Source organism: Streptococcus sp. 4155, assembly GCF_013276695.1.
Lineage (GTDB): Bacteria > Bacillota > Bacilli > Lactobacillales > Streptococcaceae > Streptococcus > Streptococcus pseudopneumoniae.
Genome location: NZ_VMLM01000042.1, coordinates 38063 through 56150 on the forward strand (window position 1 = coordinate 38063; position 18088 = coordinate 56150).

17 protein-coding genes, 3 tRNA genes and 1 other RNA gene are annotated in these 18088 nt (G+C 39.1%); 19 read left to right on the forward strand and 2 right to left on the reverse strand.

Annotated elements, in window-relative coordinates; translation table 11 throughout:
- The first annotated feature begins 86 nt into the window (after window positions 1-86).
- From HT715_RS05475 to sufB, 17 genes are all read left to right on the forward strand, one after another.
- Entirely contained in the window at window positions 87-1109 is a 1023-nt protein-coding gene (locus tag HT715_RS05475) for a branched-chain amino acid aminotransferase (RefSeq protein ID WP_138707232.1), read from the forward strand.
- Window positions 1110-1164: 55 nt separating this feature from the next.
- Window positions 1165-1869 (forward strand): peptide ABC transporter substrate-binding protein, encoded by a 705-nt coding sequence (locus HT715_RS05480; protein WP_050197944.1) that lies wholly within the window; start codon window positions 1165-1167, stop codon window positions 1867-1869.
- A 64-nt stretch (window positions 1870-1933) separates the two neighbouring features.
- Window positions 1934-2623 carry a DUF969 domain-containing protein gene (locus tag HT715_RS05485; protein ID WP_000454773.1) on the forward strand — a complete coding sequence of 230 codons (690 nt, stop codon included), beginning with the start codon at window positions 1934-1936 and terminating at the stop codon, window positions 2621-2623.
- Entirely contained in the window at window positions 2620-3543 is a 924-nt protein-coding gene (locus HT715_RS05490) for a DUF979 domain-containing protein (protein ID WP_138702952.1), read from the forward strand. The genes HT715_RS05485 and HT715_RS05490 overlap by 4 nt, the downstream gene beginning before the upstream one ends.
- 14 nt (window positions 3544-3557) lie before the next feature.
- Window positions 3558-4202 carry a pyroglutamyl-peptidase I gene (gene pcp, locus HT715_RS05495; protein WP_000699369.1) on the forward strand — a complete coding sequence of 215 codons (645 nt, stop codon included), beginning with the start codon at window positions 3558-3560 and terminating at the stop codon, window positions 4200-4202.
- A 167-nt stretch (window positions 4203-4369) separates the two neighbouring features.
- Window positions 4370-4600 carry a DUF2969 domain-containing protein gene (locus HT715_RS05500; RefSeq protein WP_000037111.1) on the forward strand — a complete coding sequence of 77 codons (231 nt, stop codon included), beginning with the start codon at window positions 4370-4372 and terminating at the stop codon, window positions 4598-4600.
- Between the two features lie 49 nt (window positions 4601-4649).
- Window positions 4650-4730: transfer RNA gene (locus HT715_RS05505), tRNA-Tyr, on the forward strand.
- 9 nt (window positions 4731-4739) lie between these two features.
- Window positions 4740-4811: transfer RNA gene (locus HT715_RS05510), tRNA-Gln, on the forward strand.
- A gap of 162 nt (window positions 4812-4973) precedes the next feature.
- Window positions 4974-6176 (forward strand): 30S ribosomal protein S1, encoded by a 1203-nt coding sequence (gene rpsA / locus HT715_RS05515; protein WP_001001629.1) that lies wholly within the window; start codon window positions 4974-4976, stop codon window positions 6174-6176.
- Between the two features lie 86 nt (window positions 6177-6262).
- Entirely contained in the window at window positions 6263-6760 is a 498-nt protein-coding gene (locus tag HT715_RS05520) for a GAF domain-containing protein (RefSeq protein ID WP_000920156.1), read from the forward strand.
- On the forward strand, window positions 6760-8415 hold the full coding sequence (gene dnaX / locus HT715_RS05525) for a DNA polymerase III subunit gamma/tau (RefSeq protein ID WP_138707237.1): 1656 nt from the start codon (window positions 6760-6762) through the stop codon (window positions 8413-8415). Before HT715_RS05520 ends, dnaX begins: the two co-directional genes overlap by 1 nt.
- Before the next feature lie 27 nt (window positions 8416-8442).
- Window positions 8443-8637, forward strand: coding sequence for a DUF3272 domain-containing protein (locus tag HT715_RS05530; protein WP_001041547.1), 195 nt, complete (start codon window positions 8443-8445; stop codon window positions 8635-8637).
- A 264-nt stretch (window positions 8638-8901) separates the two neighbouring features.
- Complete coding sequence (gene sufC, locus HT715_RS05535) at window positions 8902-9672, forward strand: Fe-S cluster assembly ATPase SufC (protein ID WP_172922854.1); 771 nt, start codon at window positions 8902-8904, stop codon at window positions 9670-9672.
- Window positions 9673-9699: 27 nt separating this feature from the next.
- Window positions 9700-10962: a Fe-S cluster assembly protein SufD gene (gene sufD, locus HT715_RS05540; protein WP_138707233.1), complete on the forward strand. Its 1263-nt coding sequence runs from the start codon at window positions 9700-9702 to the stop codon at window positions 10960-10962.
- Between the two features lie 10 nt (window positions 10963-10972).
- Complete coding sequence (locus HT715_RS05545; RefSeq protein WP_138707047.1) at window positions 10973-12199, forward strand: cysteine desulfurase; 1227 nt, start codon at window positions 10973-10975, stop codon at window positions 12197-12199.
- Window positions 12186-12626 (forward strand): Fe-S cluster assembly sulfur transfer protein SufU, encoded by a 441-nt coding sequence (gene sufU / locus HT715_RS05550; protein WP_138704864.1) that lies wholly within the window; start codon window positions 12186-12188, stop codon window positions 12624-12626. The genes HT715_RS05545 and sufU overlap by 14 nt, the downstream gene beginning before the upstream one ends.
- A 57-nt stretch (window positions 12627-12683) precedes the next feature.
- Window positions 12684-14096, forward strand: coding sequence for a Fe-S cluster assembly protein SufB (gene sufB, locus HT715_RS05555; protein WP_000797052.1), 1413 nt, complete (start codon window positions 12684-12686; stop codon window positions 14094-14096).
- Between the two features lie 226 nt (window positions 14097-14322).
- Here sufB and pbp3 read toward each other — a convergent pair whose 3' ends face one another.
- Window positions 14323-15564 (reverse strand): D-alanyl-D-alanine carboxypeptidase PBP3, encoded by a 1242-nt coding sequence (gene pbp3 / locus HT715_RS05560; RefSeq protein ID WP_138707048.1) that lies wholly within the window; start codon window positions 15562-15564, stop codon window positions 14323-14325.
- A gap of 102 nt (window positions 15565-15666) precedes the next feature.
- On the opposite strand from pbp3, the gene cozE reads away from it, so the two are divergent.
- Together cozE and ssrA are read left to right on the forward strand one after the other, a co-directional pair.
- The gene (cozE, locus tag HT715_RS05565) at window positions 15667-16776 is read left to right on the forward strand and encodes a cell elongation protein CozE (protein ID WP_050276847.1); all 1110 of its coding nucleotides are present in this window, start codon (window positions 15667-15669) and stop codon (window positions 16774-16776) included.
- Between the two features lie 645 nt (window positions 16777-17421).
- Window positions 17422-17769, forward strand: a transfer-messenger RNA (tmRNA) gene (ssrA, locus tag HT715_RS05570).
- 171 nt (window positions 17770-17940) lie between these two features.
- Here ssrA and HT715_RS05575 read toward each other — a convergent pair.
- Window positions 17941-18028 (reverse strand) — tRNA-Ser (locus HT715_RS05575).
- Window positions 18029-18088 lie beyond the last annotated feature (60 nt).

The following is an 18088-nucleotide window of genomic DNA, read 5'->3' on the forward strand; positions in this document are numbered from 1 at the left end:
TTTTCTGAAAATTACAAAATATACTTGCTATTTTAGAAAAATAGTGTAGAATATAAGAAATAGGTTTTTAGAATAAGGAGTGGAATATGACAGTAACGATTGATTGGGAAAACCTCGGTTTTTCCTATATGAAATTACCTTATCGCTATCTTGCTCATTTCAAAAATGGACAATGGGATCAAGGAGAGCTTACAGAGGATGCAACTTTGCATATTTCAGAGTCTTCTCCAAGTCTTCACTATGGACAACAAGCATTTGAAGGTTTGAAAGCTTATCGTACTAAGGATGGCAGTGTTCAACTGTTCCGTCCTGATGAAAATGCTAAACGCCTGCAACGGACATGTGACCGTCTCTTGATGCCACAAGTTCCGACAGACATGTTTGTAGAAGCTTGTAAAGCAGTTGTCCGTGCGAATGAAGAATACGTACCACCATACGGAATAGGTGGAACCTTATATCTTCGCCCTCTTTTGATTGGTGTCGGAGATATTATCGGGGTAAAACCGGCAGAAGAGTACATTTTCACCATCTTTGCTATGCCAGTTGGAAATTACTTTAAAGGTGGTTTGGTCCCAACCAACTTCTTGATTCAGGATGAGTACGACCGTGCAGCACCAAATGGTACAGGTGCGGCTAAGGTTGGTGGAAACTATGCTGCAAGTCTCTTACCAGGAAAAATGGCCAAGTCACGCCATTTCTCAGATGTTATCTATCTGGACCCATCAACTCATACAAAGATTGAAGAAGTCGGATCAGCTAATTTCTTTGGAATTACAGCTGATAATGAATTTGTAACACCATTGAGTCCATCTATCTTGCCATCTATTACCAAGTATTCCTTGCTTTATTTGGCAGAACATCGCTTGGGATTAACTCCTATTGAGGGTGATGTTCCAATTGATAATCTTGACCGTTTTGTAGAGGCAGGTGCCTGTGGTACAGCAGCGGTTATTTCTCCAATTGGAGGTATTCAACATGGTGATGATTTCCATGTATTCTATAGTGAAACAGAAGTAGGTCCTGTGACGCGTAAATTATATAATGAATTGACGGGTATTCAGTTTGGCTATATTGAAGCGCCAGAAGGTTGGATTGTAAAAGTAGATTAAAATAAACCAAAGGAGATTTTTTATGAAATAGAAAAAGTGGCTCTTAACAGCAGGAGTGGTCCTGAGCACGTCAGCTATTTTAGTGGCTTGTGGAAAAACTGATAAAGAAGCAGATGCACCGACAACATTTTCTTATGTATATGCAGTGGATCCAGCATCATTGGGCTACAGTATAGCGACTCGAACATCGAGGACAGACGTTATTGGAAATGTTATTGATGGTTTGATGGAAAATGATAAATACGGCAATGTTGCTCCTTCTCAAAAAGACTATGATTTGAACAGTACAGGATGGGCTCCAAGCTATCAAGATCCAGCGTCTTACTTGAATATTATGGATCCAAAATCTGGTTCTGCCATGAAACACCTTGGTATTACGAAAGGAAAAGATAAGGATGTTGTCGCTAAACTTGGTTTGGATCAATATAAGAAATTGTTAGAAGATGCTGTTTCTGAGACCACTGACCTAGAGAAGAGATATGAAAAATATGCCAAAGCTCAAGCTTGGTTGACAGATAGTTCATTATTGATGCCAACAGCTTCATCTGGTGGTTCTCCAGTTGTAAGTAACGTAGTACCATTCTCAAAACCATACTCACAAGTTGGTATTAAGGGGGATCCATATATCTTTAAAGGAATGAAATTGCAAAAAGATATTGTTACAACAAAAGAATATGACGAAGCTCTTAAAAAATGGCAAAAAGAAAAATTGGAATCCAATAGCAAATACCAAAAAGAACTAGAAAAGCATATTAAATAAGGAATGGTATTGCTCTTGATAAAATTTAAAAAATACTGTCATTTTGAATATAAAGGAGTTTGATATGGAGTGGATTAAGCTAATAGGAATAGCAATCATTGTTGTGGGTTTTATTTTAAAGTTTGATACAATTGCAACAGTAGTCTTAGCTGGTTTGGTTACAGCTTTAGTTTCAGGTGTTTCTCTTGTTGAATTTTTGGAGATTTTGGGAAAAGAATTTAGCAATCAGCGAGTGCTCACGATTTTTATGGTTACCTTGCCTCTTGTGGGGCTGTCAGAAACCTTTGGACTCAAGCAACGATCAATTGATTTGATTCGAAAGATTAAAGGTCTGACAGTTGGAAACTTCTATACAGTTTATTTCTTTATTCGAGAGTTAGCTGGTTTCTTTTCAATTCGTCTAGGAGGACACCCTCAGTTTGTCAGACCTTTGGTTCAACCTATGGGAGAAGCAGCAGCAGAGTCTCAATTAGGTAGAAAGTTAACAGAGGTTGAAGATGAGACAATAAAAGCGCGTGCAGCTGCGAATGAAAATTTTGGAAATTTCTTTGCTCAAAATACGTTTGTAGGTGCTGGGGGAGTCCTCTTGATAGGGGGAACATTAGATCAGTTAGGCTATGAAAGCAATTATGCAGGGATTGCTTCTGCATCTATTATTGTTGCTGTTATAACACTTATTGTAGTGGGGATTTATAATTATTTATTTGATAAAAAATTGACATCAGAAAAGACTAGGGGAGGAGAACAAAAATGACAGAGTTGGCAAAGCAACTATTAGAGTTGACCTATATTGTGATTGGTTGTCAATTTCTCCATACAGCCTATTGTAGTTATAAAGATAAAACAAACCCAGTTAGACTTGGGACATCTGGATTTTGGACTCTATTGGCTATTACGTTTATAGGTGGTTCCTATATGCCAAATATGAGTATTGGTATTATTGTAATCCTATTATCGCTGTTAACATTGTTTAAGCAAGTCCGTATCGGAACCTTGCCATCCTTAGATGAAATGAAAGCCAATATTGAATCTAACAGGTTGAAAAATAAAATTTTTATTCCAGTTATGCTGATGGCAATACTTGCGTTGGTCTTAGCGCAAATGATTCCAGAATTTAGCAAGATTTCGATTAGCCTTGCCGCCTTGTTTGCTACAATTTCTGTTCTTGTGATTACCAATAGTCACCCTAAGAGTCTGTTATCAGAAAATAATCGAATGACTCAGCAAGTTTCAACAAGTGGGATTGTTCCTCAATTATTAGGGGCTTTGGGGGCTATTTTTACTGTAGCAGGTGTTGGTGATGTTATCTCTCATCTGATTAGCGGTATTGTTCCTTCAGATAGTCGCTTTATAGGAGTTTTGGCCTATGTTCTTGGAATGGTTCTATTCACAATGATTATGGGAAATGCTTTTGCAGCATTCACCGTTATTACAGCAGGTGTTGGAGTTCCCTTTGTATTTACTCTAGGAGCTAATCCAATTGTGGCTGGTGCTCTTGCCATGACAGCAGGTTATTGTGGGACCTTATTGACCCCAATGGCTGCTAATTTTAACGCTCTACCAGCAGCATTGATGGATATGAAAGATCAGAATGGCGTTATAAAGGCTCAAGCAGGTGTTGCTCTAGTAATGATTGTTATTCACATATTCTTAATGTACTTTCTCGCATTTTAGTAAAGGAAAATAAAATGAAAATATTGGTTACAGGTTTTAATCCTTTTGGAGGTGAAAAGATTAATCCAGCTTTGGAGGCTGTAAAATTATTACCATCTGAGATTAATGGGGCCGAAGTTCGCTGGGTAGAAATTCCAACGGTTTTTTATAAGTCGTCAGAAGTTTTAGAGGCAGAAATATTACGATATCAACCAGATGCTGTACTTTGTATTGGACAAGCAGGCGGCAGGACCGGCTTAACACCTGAACGAGTGGCTATTAATCAAGATGATGCTCGCATACCTGATAACGAAGGCAATCAACCAATTGATACACCGATTCGTATTGATGGAGCATCGGCCTATTTTAGTAGTTTACCTATCAAAGCGATGGTACAAGCTATTAAAAAACAGGGACTTCCAGCAGTTGTGTCCAATAGTGCAGGAACCTTTGTTTGCAATCATTTGATGTACCAAGCTCTTTATTTAGTGGATAAAAAATTCCCTAATATGAGAGCAGGTTTCATGCATATTCCATATATGATGGAACAAGTAGTAAATAAGCCGAATACTGCAGGAATGAGTCTATGCGATATTGTAAGAGGCATAGAGGTAGCTATTGAAGCTATTGTAGACTACAAAGATAAGGATTTGCAGTTAGTAGGTGGTGAGACTCACTGATAACCTAAAAAGGATAGTCAATTATGCTTGTTTACTAACTATTAGCTATGCTAAATCGATTGAGGTTGTTTACATAAAACTCTATATCAGACAAGCCTGATATAGAGTTTTTTCTTGCTAGTTTTAGGATTTTCTTGTACAATAGAAAAAGTGAAGAGAGGTATGAAATGAGTAAGAAAGATAAAAAAATCGAAATTCAAGTAGCAGATGCCAAAGTTAATGTAGGAAAAGACAGTTTTGAAGGCTATACCTTGATCATTGGTAAAAAAGTTATCGGAGAAATTGCCGAATTAGAGGGACAATTTGCCATCATAAAGAATGGGAATGTCGATAGTTTTTATAAAAAATTGGAAAAAGCTGTGGAAATTTTGATTGAAAATTATAATTTAGCAAAATAAGTCTTGTTTTTTTGAAATTTTCATGATATAATAGTCCATGTTGATTGTAGGAGAGATAGCGAAGAGGCTAAACGCGGCGGACTGTAAATCCGCTCCTTCGGGTTCGGGGGTTCGAATCCCTCTCTCTCCATTTCATCAATGGGGTATAGCCAAGCGGTAAGGCAAGGGACTTTGACTCCCTCATGCGTTGGTTCGAATCCAGCTACCCCAGTTCTTAGGTAATAATCAAGATAAAAAGCAAAATATCTTAGGGTATTTTATTTTTATAATTGAAAGACGTGAACGATATGAACATGTCCTTGCGAGTGCTTAGGAAAAAAATTATAAGTATGTCAAGTTTAAGAAAAAACTTGATTGTTGGAGGATTTTTTAGATGAACGAATTTGAAGATTTGCTAAATAGCGTTAGCCAAGTTGAGACTGGTGATGTTGTTAGTGCTGAAGTATTGACAGTTGATGCGACTCAAGCTAACGTTGCAATCTCTGGAACTGGTGTTGAAGGTGTCTTGACTCTTCGCGAATTGACAAACGATCGCGATGCAGATATCAATGACTTTGTTAAAGTAGGAGAAGTATTGGATGTTCTTGTACTTCGTCAAGTAGTTGGTAAAGATACTGATACAGTTACATACCTTGTATCTAAAAAACGCCTTGAAGCTCGCAAAGCATGGGACAAACTTGTTGGTCGCGAAGAAGAAGTTGTTACTGTTAAAGGAACTCGTGCCGTTAAAGGTGGACTTTCAGTAGAATTTGAAGGTGTTCGTGGATTTATCCCAGCTTCAATGTTGGATACTCGTTTCGTACGTAACACTGAGCGTTTTGTAGGTCAAGAATTTGACGCTAAAATCAAAGAAGTTGATGCTAAAGAAAACCGCTTCATCCTTTCACGTCGTGAAGTTGTTGAAGCAGCTACAGCAGCAGCTCGCGCTGAAGTATTTGGTAAATTTGCTGTTGGTGATGTTGTAACTGGTAAAGTTGCTCGTATCACAAGTTTCGGTGCTTTCATCGACCTTGGTGGTGTTGACGGATTGGTTCACTTGACTGAATTGTCACATGAACGTAACGTTTCACCAAAATCAGTTGTAACTGTTGGTGAAGAAATTGAAGTGAAAATCCTTGATCTTAACGAAGAAGAAGGACGTGTATCACTTTCACTTAAAGCAACAGTACCAGGACCATGGGATGGTGTTGAGCAAAAATTGGCTAAAGGTGATGTAGTAGAAGGAACAGTTAAACGTTTGACTGACTTCGGTGCATTTGTTGAAGTATTGCCAGGTATCGATGGACTTGTTCACGTATCACAAATTTCACACAAACGTATTGAAAATCCAAAAGAAGCTCTTAAAGTTGGTCAAGAAGTTCAAGTTAAAGTTCTTGAAGTTAACGCAGATGCAGAGCGTGTATCACTTTCTATTAAAGCTCTTGAAGAACGTCCAGCTCAAGAAGAAGGACAAAAAGAAGAAAAACGTGCTGCTCGTCCACGTCGTCCAAGACGTCAAGAGAAGCGTGATTTCGAACTTCCAGAAACACAAACAGGATTTTCAATGGCTGATTTGTTTGGTGATATCGAACTTTAATCAAATTGAAAATTCACAAAATCCTTTGTTTACTAAACAAGGGATTTTTTCTTTTGTCTCTGCTCCTTTTTTGATATAATAGTTCTATGTTAAAATCAGAAAAACAATCACGTTATCAAATGTTAAATGAAGAATTGTCCTTCCTATTGGAAGGCGAAACCAATGTTTTGGCTAATCTTTCCAACGCCAGTGCTCTCATAAAATCACGTTTTCCTAATACCGTATTTGCAGGTTTTTATTTGTTCGATGGAAAGGAATTGGTTTTAGGTCCCTTCCAAGGAGGTGTTTCCTGTATCCGTATTGCACTAGGCAAGGGCGTATGTGGTGAAGCTGCTGAGTTGCAGGAAACAGTCCTGGTTGGTGATGTAAGGACCTATCCCAACTATATTTCTTGTGATAGTCTAGCTAAAAGTGAAATTGTGGTGCCGATGATAAAGAATGGCCAACTACTTGGAGTTCTGGATCTGGATTCTTCAGAGATTGAGGATTACGATGCAATGGATCGAGATTATTTGGAACAATTTGTCGCTATTTTGCTTGAAAAGACAGCATGGGACTTTACAATGTTTGGGGAAAAATCTTAATGTATCAAGCACTTTATCGAAAATATAGAAGTCAAAACTTCTCCCAGTTGGTTGGTCAAGAAGTTGTGGCTAAGACTCTTAAACAAGCAGTAGAACAAGAGAAAATAAGTCATGCCTATCTTTTTTCTGGTCCACGTGGAACGGGAAAAACCAGTGTAGCTAAGATTTTTGCCAAAGCTATGAACTGTCCCAATCAAGTGGGTGGTGAACCTTGTAATAACTGCTATATTTGTCAGGCAGTGACGGACGGTAGTTTAGAAGATGTCATTGAAATGGATGCAGCCTCTAATAATGGGGTGGATGAAATTCGCGAAATTCGTGATAAATCTACCTATGCGCCTAGCCTTGCTCGTTATAAGGTTTACATCATAGATGAGGTTCACATGCTGTCTACAGGGGCTTTTAATGCCCTTCTAAAGACGTTGGAAGAGCCAACACAGAATGTGGTCTTTATTTTGGCTACTACTGAATTGCACAAGATTCCTGCCACTATTCTATCCCGTGTCCAACGTTTTGAATTTAAATCGATTAAAACACAGGATATTAAGGAACATATCCGCTATATCTTAGAAAAAGAAAATATCAGTTCTGAGCCAGAGGCTGTGGAAATCATTGCCAGACGGGCTGAAGGTGGAATGCGAGACGCCTTGTCTATTTTGGATCAAGCCCTGAGTTTGACACAGGGAAATGAGCTGACGACTGCCATCTCTGAAGAAATTACTGGCACTATTAGCCTATCAGCCTTAGATGATTATGTGGCTGCCTTGTCCCAGCAGGATGTTCCCAAAGCATTAGCTTGCTTAAATCTTCTCTTTGACAATGGTAAGAGCATGACTCGTTTTGTGACCGATCTTTTGCACTATTTAAGAGACTTGTTAATTGTTCAAACAGGGGGAGAAAATACTCATCATAGTCCAGTCTTTGTAGAAAATTTGGCACTTCCTCAAGAAAATCTGTTTGAAATGATTCGCTTAGCGACAGTGAGTTTAGCAGATATTAAGTCTAGTTTGCAGCCCAAGATTTATGCTGAAATGATGACCATCCGTTTGGCGGAAATCAAGCCCGAACCAGCTCTTTCTGGTGCAGTTGAACATGAAATTTCTGCACTGAGACAGGAAGTGACACGTCTCAAACAAGAACTCGCCAATGTGGGAACTGTGCCCAAGCCAACTAGTCCAACTCCTAGTCGCCCAGCAACAGGCAAGACAGTCTATCGTGTGGATCGCAATAAAGTTCAATCTATCTTACAAGAGGCTGTCGAAAATCCTGATTTAGCACGTCAAAATCTGATTCGCTTGCAGAATGCCTGGGGAGAGGTGATTGAAAGTCTTGGAGGTCCTGATAAGGCTCTACTAGTTGGTTCTCAACCGGTTGCAGCCAATGAACACCATGCCATTCTTGCTTTTGAATCTAACTTCAATGCTGGTCAAACCATGAAACGAGACAATCTCAACACTATGTTTGGCAACATTCTCAGTCAGGCAGCAGGTTTTTCACCTGAGATTTTAGCCATTTCCATGGAGGAATGGAAAGAAGTTCGCGCAGCCTTTTCAGCTAAAGCCAAATCTTCTCAAACTGAAAAAGAAGCAGAAGAAAGTCTGATTCCAGAAGGATTTGAATTTTTGGCTGATAAAGTGAAGGTAGAGGAAGACTAAAGAAAGATTTCATGATACAATAAGTTTATGAATAAACAACAATTTATTATTATGGCGCTGTTTACAGCTGCTGAGACCTATTTTTTCAATGAAGCTTGGATGACTGGTCGCTATATTATGGCAGCCTTTTGGGCAATTTTACTCTTCAGAAATTTCCGAGTCAGTTATGTGATGGGCAAAATCGTTGATGTCATCGATCAGCATTTTAATAGGAAAGACTAGCCCTCAGCTTCCAGACAAAATCAAAGCCTTTTAGGCTTTTTTTTGTTATACTATAAAAGTATATTTATAGACCTTTTATACTCTTCGAAAATCTCTTCAAACCACGTCAGCTTTATCTGCAACCTCAAAGCGGTGCTTTGAGCAACCTGCGGCTAGCCTCCTAGTTTGCTCTTTGATTTTCATTGAGTATTACCGTACTTTCTAGGGAAATCAAGTATGTTTCTAGTAAGCACTGTAAAGGTCTTGAAAAAGAAAGGAACTATCATGTCAGTATTAGAGATCAAAGATCTTCACGTTGAGATTGAAGGAAAAGAAATTTTAAAAGGGGTTAACCTGACCCTGAAAACAGGAGAAATTGCCGCTATCATGGGACCAAATGGTACAGGTAAATCGACTCTTTCTGCCGCTATCATGGGAAATCCAAACTATGAAGTAACTAAAGGTGAAGTTTTGTTTGATGGCGTAAACATCCTTGAGTTGGAAGTGGATGAGCGTGCGCGTATGGGACTTTTCCTTGCTATGCAATACCCATCAGAAATTCCTGGTATTACTAACGCTGAGTTTCTTCGTGCCGCTATGAATGCTGGTAAAGAAGATGATGAGAAGATTTCAGTTCGTGAGTTTATTACTAAGCTAGATGAAAAAATGGAATTGCTCAACATGAAAGAAGAAATGGCAGAGCGTTACCTCAACGAAGGTTTCTCTGGTGGTGAGAAAAAACGTAATGAAATTCTTCAACTCTTGATGCTGGAACCAACTTTTGTTCTTTTGGATGAGATTGACTCAGGTCTTGATATTGATGCCCTTAAAGTTGTTTCTAAAGGTGTGAATGCTATGCGTGGTGAAGGCTTTGGTGCTATGATCATCACTCACTACCAACGTCTTTTGAACTACATCACACCTGATGTGGTACACGTCATGATGGAAGGGCGTGTTGTCCTTTCAGGTGGTCCAGAATTGGCTGCACGTTTGGAACGTGAAGGATACGCAAAACTAGCTGAAGAACTTGGCTACGACTACAAGGAAGAATTGTAATTCCCTCGTATCTTTTAGGAGAAGTAAATGACTAAAGAAAATATTAAACTTTTTTCAGAAATGCACGCTGAACCAAGCTGGTTGGCTGACCTCCGTCAAAAAGCTTTTGATAAGATTGAGAGTTTAGAATTACCAGTTATTGAGCGTGTCAAATTCCACCGTTGGAATCTGGGTGATGGAACGATTACAGAAAGCGAGCCATCAGTAAATGTTCCAGATTTCACAACTTTAGATAACCACTTGAAGTTGGTGCAAGTAGGAACGCAAACTGTTTTTGAGCAAATTCCAGTTGAGTTGTCTCAACAGGGTGTCGTCTTTACAGACTTCCATTCAGCTTTAGAAGAAATTCCAGAGCTGATCGAAGAATTCTTCATGTCATCTGTTAAGTATGATGATGATAAGTTGGCAGCCTACCATACAGCTTATTTCAATAGTGGTGCTGTTCTCTATATTCCTGATAATGTTGAGATTAAAGAACCAATCGAGGGTATTTTCTACCAAGATAGCGATAGCGATGTGCCGTTTAACAAACATATTATGATTATCGCTGGTAAAAATTCTAAGATTAGTTATCTGGAGCGTTTAGAGTCACGCGGTGAAGGAAGTGCCAAAGCAACTGCTAATATCACAGTAGAAGTCATTGCACGTTCTGGTGCTCAAGTCAAGTTTGCGGCTATCGACCGTCTAGGTGAAAACGTTACTGCCTATATTAGCCGTCGTGGTAAGTTAGGCAACGATGCAAGTATTGACTGGGCAATCGGTGTCATGAACGAAGGAAACGTCGTTGCTGACTTTGATAGCGATTTGATTGGTAACGGTAGCCATGCTGACCTGAAAGTTGTAGCTCTTTCAAGTGGCCGTCAGGTGCAAGGAATTGACACTCGCGTAACAAACTATGGCTGCAACTCAATCGGAAATATCCTCCAACATGGGGTTATTCTTGAAAAAGCAACTTTGACCTTCAATGGTATCGGTCACATCATCAAGGGTGCTAAGGGAGCAGATGCCCAACAAGAGAGCCGTGTGCTCATGCTTTCAGACCAAGCGCGTTCAGATGCTAACCCAATTCTTTTGATTGATGAAAATGACGTAACTGCAGGACACGCGGCTTCTATCGGTCAGGTAGATCCAGAAGATATGTACTACCTCATGAGCCGTGGCTTGGACAAAGCAACTGCAGAACGTTTGGTTGTCCGTGGTTTCCTTGGCTCCGTTATCGTTGAGATTCCAGTCAAGGAAGTTCGTGATGAAATGATTGCGACTATCGAAGAAAAATTGTCAAAACGCTAAGGGGAAGCCGATGTTAGATGTAGAAGCAATTCGCAAGGATTTTCCAATTTTAGACCAGATTGTCAACGATGAACCTCTGGTCTATCTGGACAATGCTGCGACGACACAAAAACCACTAGCAGTTCTGGAAACAATCAACCGCTACTACGAGCAGGACAATGCCAATGTTCATCGCGGTGTTCATACTTTGGCAGAACGGGCGACAGCTTCCTATGAAGCTGCTCGTGAAACTATTCGTAAGTTTATCAATGCAGGCTCTACAAAGGAAGTTCTCTTTACCAGAGGAACGACAACCAGTCTTAATTGGGTAGCGCGTTATGCTGAGGAAGTCTTGACTGAGGGAGACCAGGTTTTGATTTCCGTCATGGAACACCATTCCAATATCATTCCTTGGCAGGAAGCCTGCCGTAAGACTGGAGCGGAGCTTGTCTATGTCTATCTCAAGGATGGAGCTCTGGATATGGATGATTTGCGAGCTAAATTGACTGATAGAGTCAAGTTTGTCTCCCTAGCTCATGCATCAAATGTCCTTGGTGTGGTCAATCCGATCAAAGAAATCACTAAAATGGCCCACCAAGTTGGAGCTATCATGGTGGTGGATGGTGCTCAATCTACGCCTCATATGAAGATTGATGTTCAGGACTTGGATGTGGACTTCTTTGCCTTTTCAGGTCACAAGATGGCTGGTCCGACTGGGATAGGTGTCCTTTACGGCAAAGAAAAGTATCTGGAGCAAATGTCTCCAATAGAATTTGGCGGCGAGATGATTGATTTCGTCTACGAACAATCGGCTAGTTGGAAGGAATTGCCTTGGAAATTCGAGGCTGGAACTCCTAACATGGCAGGTGCTATCGGACTGGCAGCAGCAGTGGATTATCTGGAAAAGATTGGTATGGATGCCATCGAAGCCCATGAACAGGAACTGATTGCATATGTCTATCCAAAATTACAGGCGATTGAAGGATTGACCATTTACGGTTCGCAGGACTTGGCTCAACGTTCAGGTGTCATTGCCTTTAACCTAGGCGACCTTCATCCGCACGACATCGCGACGGCTCTGGATTATGAAGGAGTTGCTGTTCGAGCAGGTCACCATTGTGCGCAACCCTTGCTCCAGTATTTGGAAGTTTCAGCAACAGCTCGTGCAAGTTTTTATATCTACAATACCAAGGCAGATTGCGACAAGCTAGTCGATTCCTTACAAAAGACAAAGGAGTTTTTCAATGGCACTTTCTAAACTAGATAGCCTTTATATGGCAGTGGTAGCGGACCATTCGAAAAATCCACATCACCAAGGGAATTTGGAAGATGCTGAGCAAATCAGTCTCAACAATCCAACCTGTGGGGATGTTATCAATCTCTCTGTCAAGTTTGATGCAGAGGACCGTTTGGAAGATATCGCTTTTCTAAACTCAGGTTGTACCATCTCAACTGCCTCTGCCAGCATGATGACAGATGCAGTTTTAGGAAAAACCAAACAAGAAATTTTAGAACTTGCGACCATTTTTTCTGAAATGGTTCAAGGGCAAAAAGATGACAGACAAGATAGTCTTGGAGACGCAGCCTTCTTGTCAGGTGTTGCTAAATTCCCTCAACGAATCAAGTGTGCAACCCTAGCTTGGAATGCCCTTAAGAAAACAATTGAAAATCAAGATAACAAATAAGACGATCTTCTTTTGTCTTATGAATCAGTAGAAATGAAGAATGAAAGAAAGGATATTATGGCTGAAGAAAGAGTAGAACCAAAACCAATTGATCTTGGTGAATATAAATTTGGTTTCCATGATGATGTAGAGCCTGTCCTATCGACAGGAAAAGGATTGAATGAGGATGTCATTCGTGAACTATCAGCTGCCAAGGGAGAACCTGAGTGGATGTTAGAATTCCGTTTGAAGTCTTATGAAACCTTCAAAAAAATGCCCATGCAAACTTGGGGAGCAGACTTATCAGAGATTGATTTTGATGACTTAATCTACTACCAAAAACCATCTGATAAACCAGCTCGTTCCTGGGATGAGGTTCCTGAAAAAATTAAAGAAACCTTTGAACGTATTGGGATTCCAGAAGCTGAACGTGCTTATCTTGCTGGAGCTTCTGCCCAGTATGAGTCCGAAGTAGTTTACCATAACATGAAGGAAGAATTTGAGAAGTTAGGTATTATCTTTACAGATACGGATTCTGCTCTCAAGGAATACCCAGATTTGTTTAAACAATACTTTGCTAAGTTGGTACCACCAACAGATAATAAGTTGGCTGCCCTCAATTCGGCAGTATGGTCAGGTGGAACCTTTATCTATGTACCAAAAGGGGTCAAAGTGGATATTCCACTTCAAACTTACTTCCGTATCAACAACGAAAATACAGGTCAGTTTGAACGTACCTTGATTATCGTTGATGAGGGAGCAAGTGTCCACTACGTTGAAGGTTGTACAGCGCCAACATATTCAAGTAACAGCTTGCATGCTGCCATTGTAGAAATCTTTTCCTTAAAAGGAGCTTATATGCGTTATACAACCATTCAAAACTGGTCTGACAACGTCTATAACTTGGTAACGAAACGTGCCAAAGCCTTGAAAGATGCGACTGTTGAGTGGATTGATGGAAACTTGGGTGCCAAAACAACCATGAAATACCCATCTGTTTGCCTAGATGGAGAAGGGGCGCGTGGTACTATGCTTTCTATTGCCTTTGCTAATGCAGGGCAACACCAGGACACTGGTGCCAAGATGATTCACAATGCTCCACATACCAGTTCGTCTATCGTGTCTAAATCCATCGCTAAAGGCGGAGGAAAGGTTGACTACCGTGGTCAAGTAACCTTTAACAAGAACTCTAAGAAATCTGTTTCTCACATTGAATGTGATACCATTATCATGGATGACTTGTCGGCATCAGATACTATTCCATTTAATGAAATCCACAACTCGCAAGTTGCTTTGGAACACGAAGCTAAGGTTTCTAAGATTTCAGAAGAACAATTGTATTACCTCATGAGTCGTGGATTGTCAGAATCAGAAGCGACAGAAATGATTGTTATGGGATTTGTGGAGCCCTTCACAAAAGAGCTTCCAATGGAGTATGCTGTTGAGCTGAACCGTTTGATTAGCTATGAGATGGAAGGGTCAGTTGGGTAAAATTTGATTTTAGATATACTCAAAATCAAGGACTTTGATACTATTCGAAAATCAAAGTGTAAACCACGTCAGCTTTATCTACAACCTCAAAGCGGTGCTTTGAGCAACCTACGGCTAGCTTCCTAGTTTACTCTTTGATTTTCATTGAGCATTAGATCTACTCAAAATCAAGAACTTTGAAGATGAATTTGTAATAAAAAAAATCGCGGTTTAAATCGCGATTTTTTTATAATTTCTCGTTAACAAAGCGGACAAACTGATTCCACCAAACTTTTAAGAAGAAGGCTTTTTCAATTTTCTTGTCTGCAACCATTTCGAAACTAGGGCGCTCTGTGGTGATGTAACCTTGACCGATCAAGTCCTTGTCTTCGTAAGTTAAATGGCCAACCACTGTTCCAGCTTCAAGTGGTGCTGGGATTGCTTTGGAATCAGGTGTGAATTGAACAGATTGGGAAGATTGATTCCCAACACGTTCAATTAGATAGATATCCTCTGGGGCCACTGCAGTGACCGTATCTTCTTTTCCATCTTGTACAGGGGTTTTGCTATCTTGATAGGCATCGCCTTGCTGAACGATTTTGCGAAGTGTAAATGTAGAAGAAATATAATCCATTAGTGAAGATGTAGCTGTAAACCGAGCGTAAGGATTATTGTCTTGATGGTCTGCATTTAAAACAACTGTGATGACTCTCATGCCTTTTTCGACAGTAGTACCAACAAAAGACTCTCCAGCCTTATCTGTTGTTCCTGTTTTCAGTCCATCAAAACCACCACGGTAAGCAGGCATACCTTCTAACATGTAGTTGGTTGAAGTGATTGTTATCCCATCAAAAGTAGAAGAAGGTTTTTTGGTGATTTCCAAAACTTGTGGGTATTTTTTGATGAGGTTGCGGGCAACGATAGCGACATCATAAGCACTGAGCTTGTTTTCATCATCTTTTTTTGAGCCCAGGTAAATATTATCTCCTAGAGTCTCGTTGTTCAGACCAGTTGTATTGACAACAGTGGCATCTTTGATTCCCCATTCCAAGAGTTTTGCTCGCATCATATCAACGAAGTTTTTTTCAGAGCCAGCAATTTTCTCAGCTAGGGCAATAGCGGCGCTGTTGGCACTAGATACCAGAGTTGCTTCAAGCAACTCTTCGACAGTATAATTACGGGCCTCCATAGGAACATTACTGGCTTCAGAATTTGTCGTCAATTGATAAGGATAATCAGAAATATCTACTGGGGTGGATAGTGTGATACTTCCATTTTCCAGAGCTTCATAGACTAGATAAACAGTAATCAATTTTGTTATGGAAGCAATTTCGACAGGTTGCGTTGCATCCTTCTCATAGAGAATTTTACCAGTATTTGCCTCAACAGCAATCGCATGTTTAGCGGCAATGGTAAAATCTTGAGCAACAGCAGTAGAAGCACCTCCTAAAAGGGAGACAGTTAATAAAGTTAAAAATATTTTTTTCATAGTAGTCTTATTCTATCATAAAGAAAAAAAATATTCTTGCTTTAATAATTCATCCGTTAAGCTTTTTGAAAATATGGTAAAATAGAGTGAGGGAGGTAACTCATGTTTCGTAGAAATAAATTATTTTTTTGGACCACAGAAATTTTACTCTTAACAATCATATTTTACCTATGGAGACAGATGGGGTCTTTGATTAACCCTTTTGTTAGCGTGCTTAATACAATTATGATTCCATTTTTATTAGGGGGGTTTCTTTATTATTTGACAAACCCTATTGTTACTTTCTTAAATAAAGTCTGTAAACTCAATCGTTTGCTTGGTATTTTAATTACCTTGTGTGCTTTGGTCTGGGGAATGGTCGTAGGTGTTGTCTATCTTTTACCTATTTTGATTAATCAGTTATCTAGTTTGATTATATCTAGTCAAACTATTTATAGTCGAGTACAAGACTTAATCATAGACTTATCTAATTATCCTGCGCTCCAGAATTTGGATGTAGAAGCTACAATTCAGCAGTTAAACTTATCCTATGTTGATATTCTTCAAAATATCCTAAATAGCGTATCAAATAGTGTGGGGAGCGTCTTGTCAGCTCTTATCAGTACTGTTTTGATTTTGATTATGACTCCAGTTTTTTTGGTTTATTTCTTACTAGATGGACATAAATTCTTGCCCATGCTTGAAAGAACGATTCTAAAGAGGGATCGCTTGCATATTGCAGGCTTATTAAAGAATTTGAATGCGACGATTGCTCGCTATATTAGTGGAGTTTCGATTGACGCAATCATTATAGGTTGTTTGGCTTATATTGGCTATAGTATTATTGGTTTAAAATATGCTTTAGTTTTTGCTATTTTTTCTGGTGTAGCCAATTTAATTCCTTATGTGGGGCCAAGTATTGGTTTGATTCCTATGATTATTGCAAATATATTCACTGATCCCCATAGAATGCTGATTGCAGTGATTTATATGCTTGTTGTTCAGCAGGTAGATGGCAATATCTTATATCCTCGAATCGTAGGAAGTGTTATGAAGGTTCATCCAATCACGATTTTAGTTTTACTTTTGTTGTCAAGCAATATCTATGGTGTAGTTGGAATGATTGTCGCAGTGCCAACCTATTCTATCTTAAAAGAAATTTCTAAGTTCTTATCCCGTTTGTATGAAAATCATAAAATAATGAAAGAACGAGAAAGAGAATTAGCTAAGTAAAAGTCAGGAGAACCCTGATTTTTCTTTACTAGAAGTGGCCTTTAGATTAGAAGATTGAAAATAAGTTAAAGTCCTAAACTAATTTTCACAGCTAAAAATAGTAGAAGTTAATCTGGTAAAAATCGAAAAAACCAGTGGAATTCCGTGTCAGGGTAAGTTCCACTGGTTTTCATAGTCTATTAAAGTTCGAATGAAACCTATTTATAGTAGATTGAAACTAGAATAGTACACCTCTAATTCTAAAACATTGTTAGAAATCGATTTGACTGTCCTGATCTATTCGTCCTATTCTTATTTCATTTTACTATATTTTGGTGCAATAAGTGAAAAGTAGTCCGAATAATATAAGGATTGATTTTATTGTTTTTAAACTCAAATGAATTGAAACAAAGAGAGTAGGAAAATTCTCATCTGAAAGTATTTTAGAATAATTCTCTTCGTGAATTTCTTCAAAACAGATAGCTTCATCTTAGGTATGTGTTAATTGGATTTCGTAAGTTCTATTCATAATCGTAAAGTTATGCACTGAGAAAATTGTAGTTAGTCTCCCAGTTTGCTAAATTTCTCGAATAGTATCTTTTTTAGGTATGTGATTTCTTTTTGCATTTTTGTGTTAGATAAGGTATAATAGTTTTATTGTCTTTTGGGGTCGTTACGGATTCGACAGGCATTATGAGGCATATTTTGCGACTCGTGTGGCGACGTAAACGCTCAGTTAAATATAACTGCAAAAAATAACACTTCTTACGCTCTAGCTGCCTAAAAACCAGCAGGCGTGACCCGATTTGGATTGCTCGTGTTCAATGACAGGTCTTATTATTAGCGAGATACGATTAAGCCTTGTCTAGCGGCTTGATAAGAGATTGATAGACTCGCAGTTTCTAGACTTGAGTTATGTGTCGAGGGGCTGTTAAAATAATACATAACCTATGGTTGTAGACAAATATGTTGGCAGGTGTTTGGACGTGGGTTCGACTCCCACCGGCTCCATTATTCCTTTGCATTCCTTGGTAAAACGTTGTTAAATCAACGTTTTTTATTTTTATCTTTGGTATTCCTTTGCATTCTTTTGCTAAAAAGGGAGTCACAAACAGACCCTATTTTAAAAAAGGATAGAAAAAAGGATACAACATTTGTCGCATCCTAAAAATAATCTTTTTTCCACGGAAGACATGGGATTCGAACCCACGCACGCTATTACACGCCTACCGCGTTTCCAACACGGCCTCTTAAGCCTCTTGAGTAATCTTCCAATACTTACTTAAATAGTCTACCATAAAGGTCCTTATCTTGCAATAAAAATTCTGTAAAT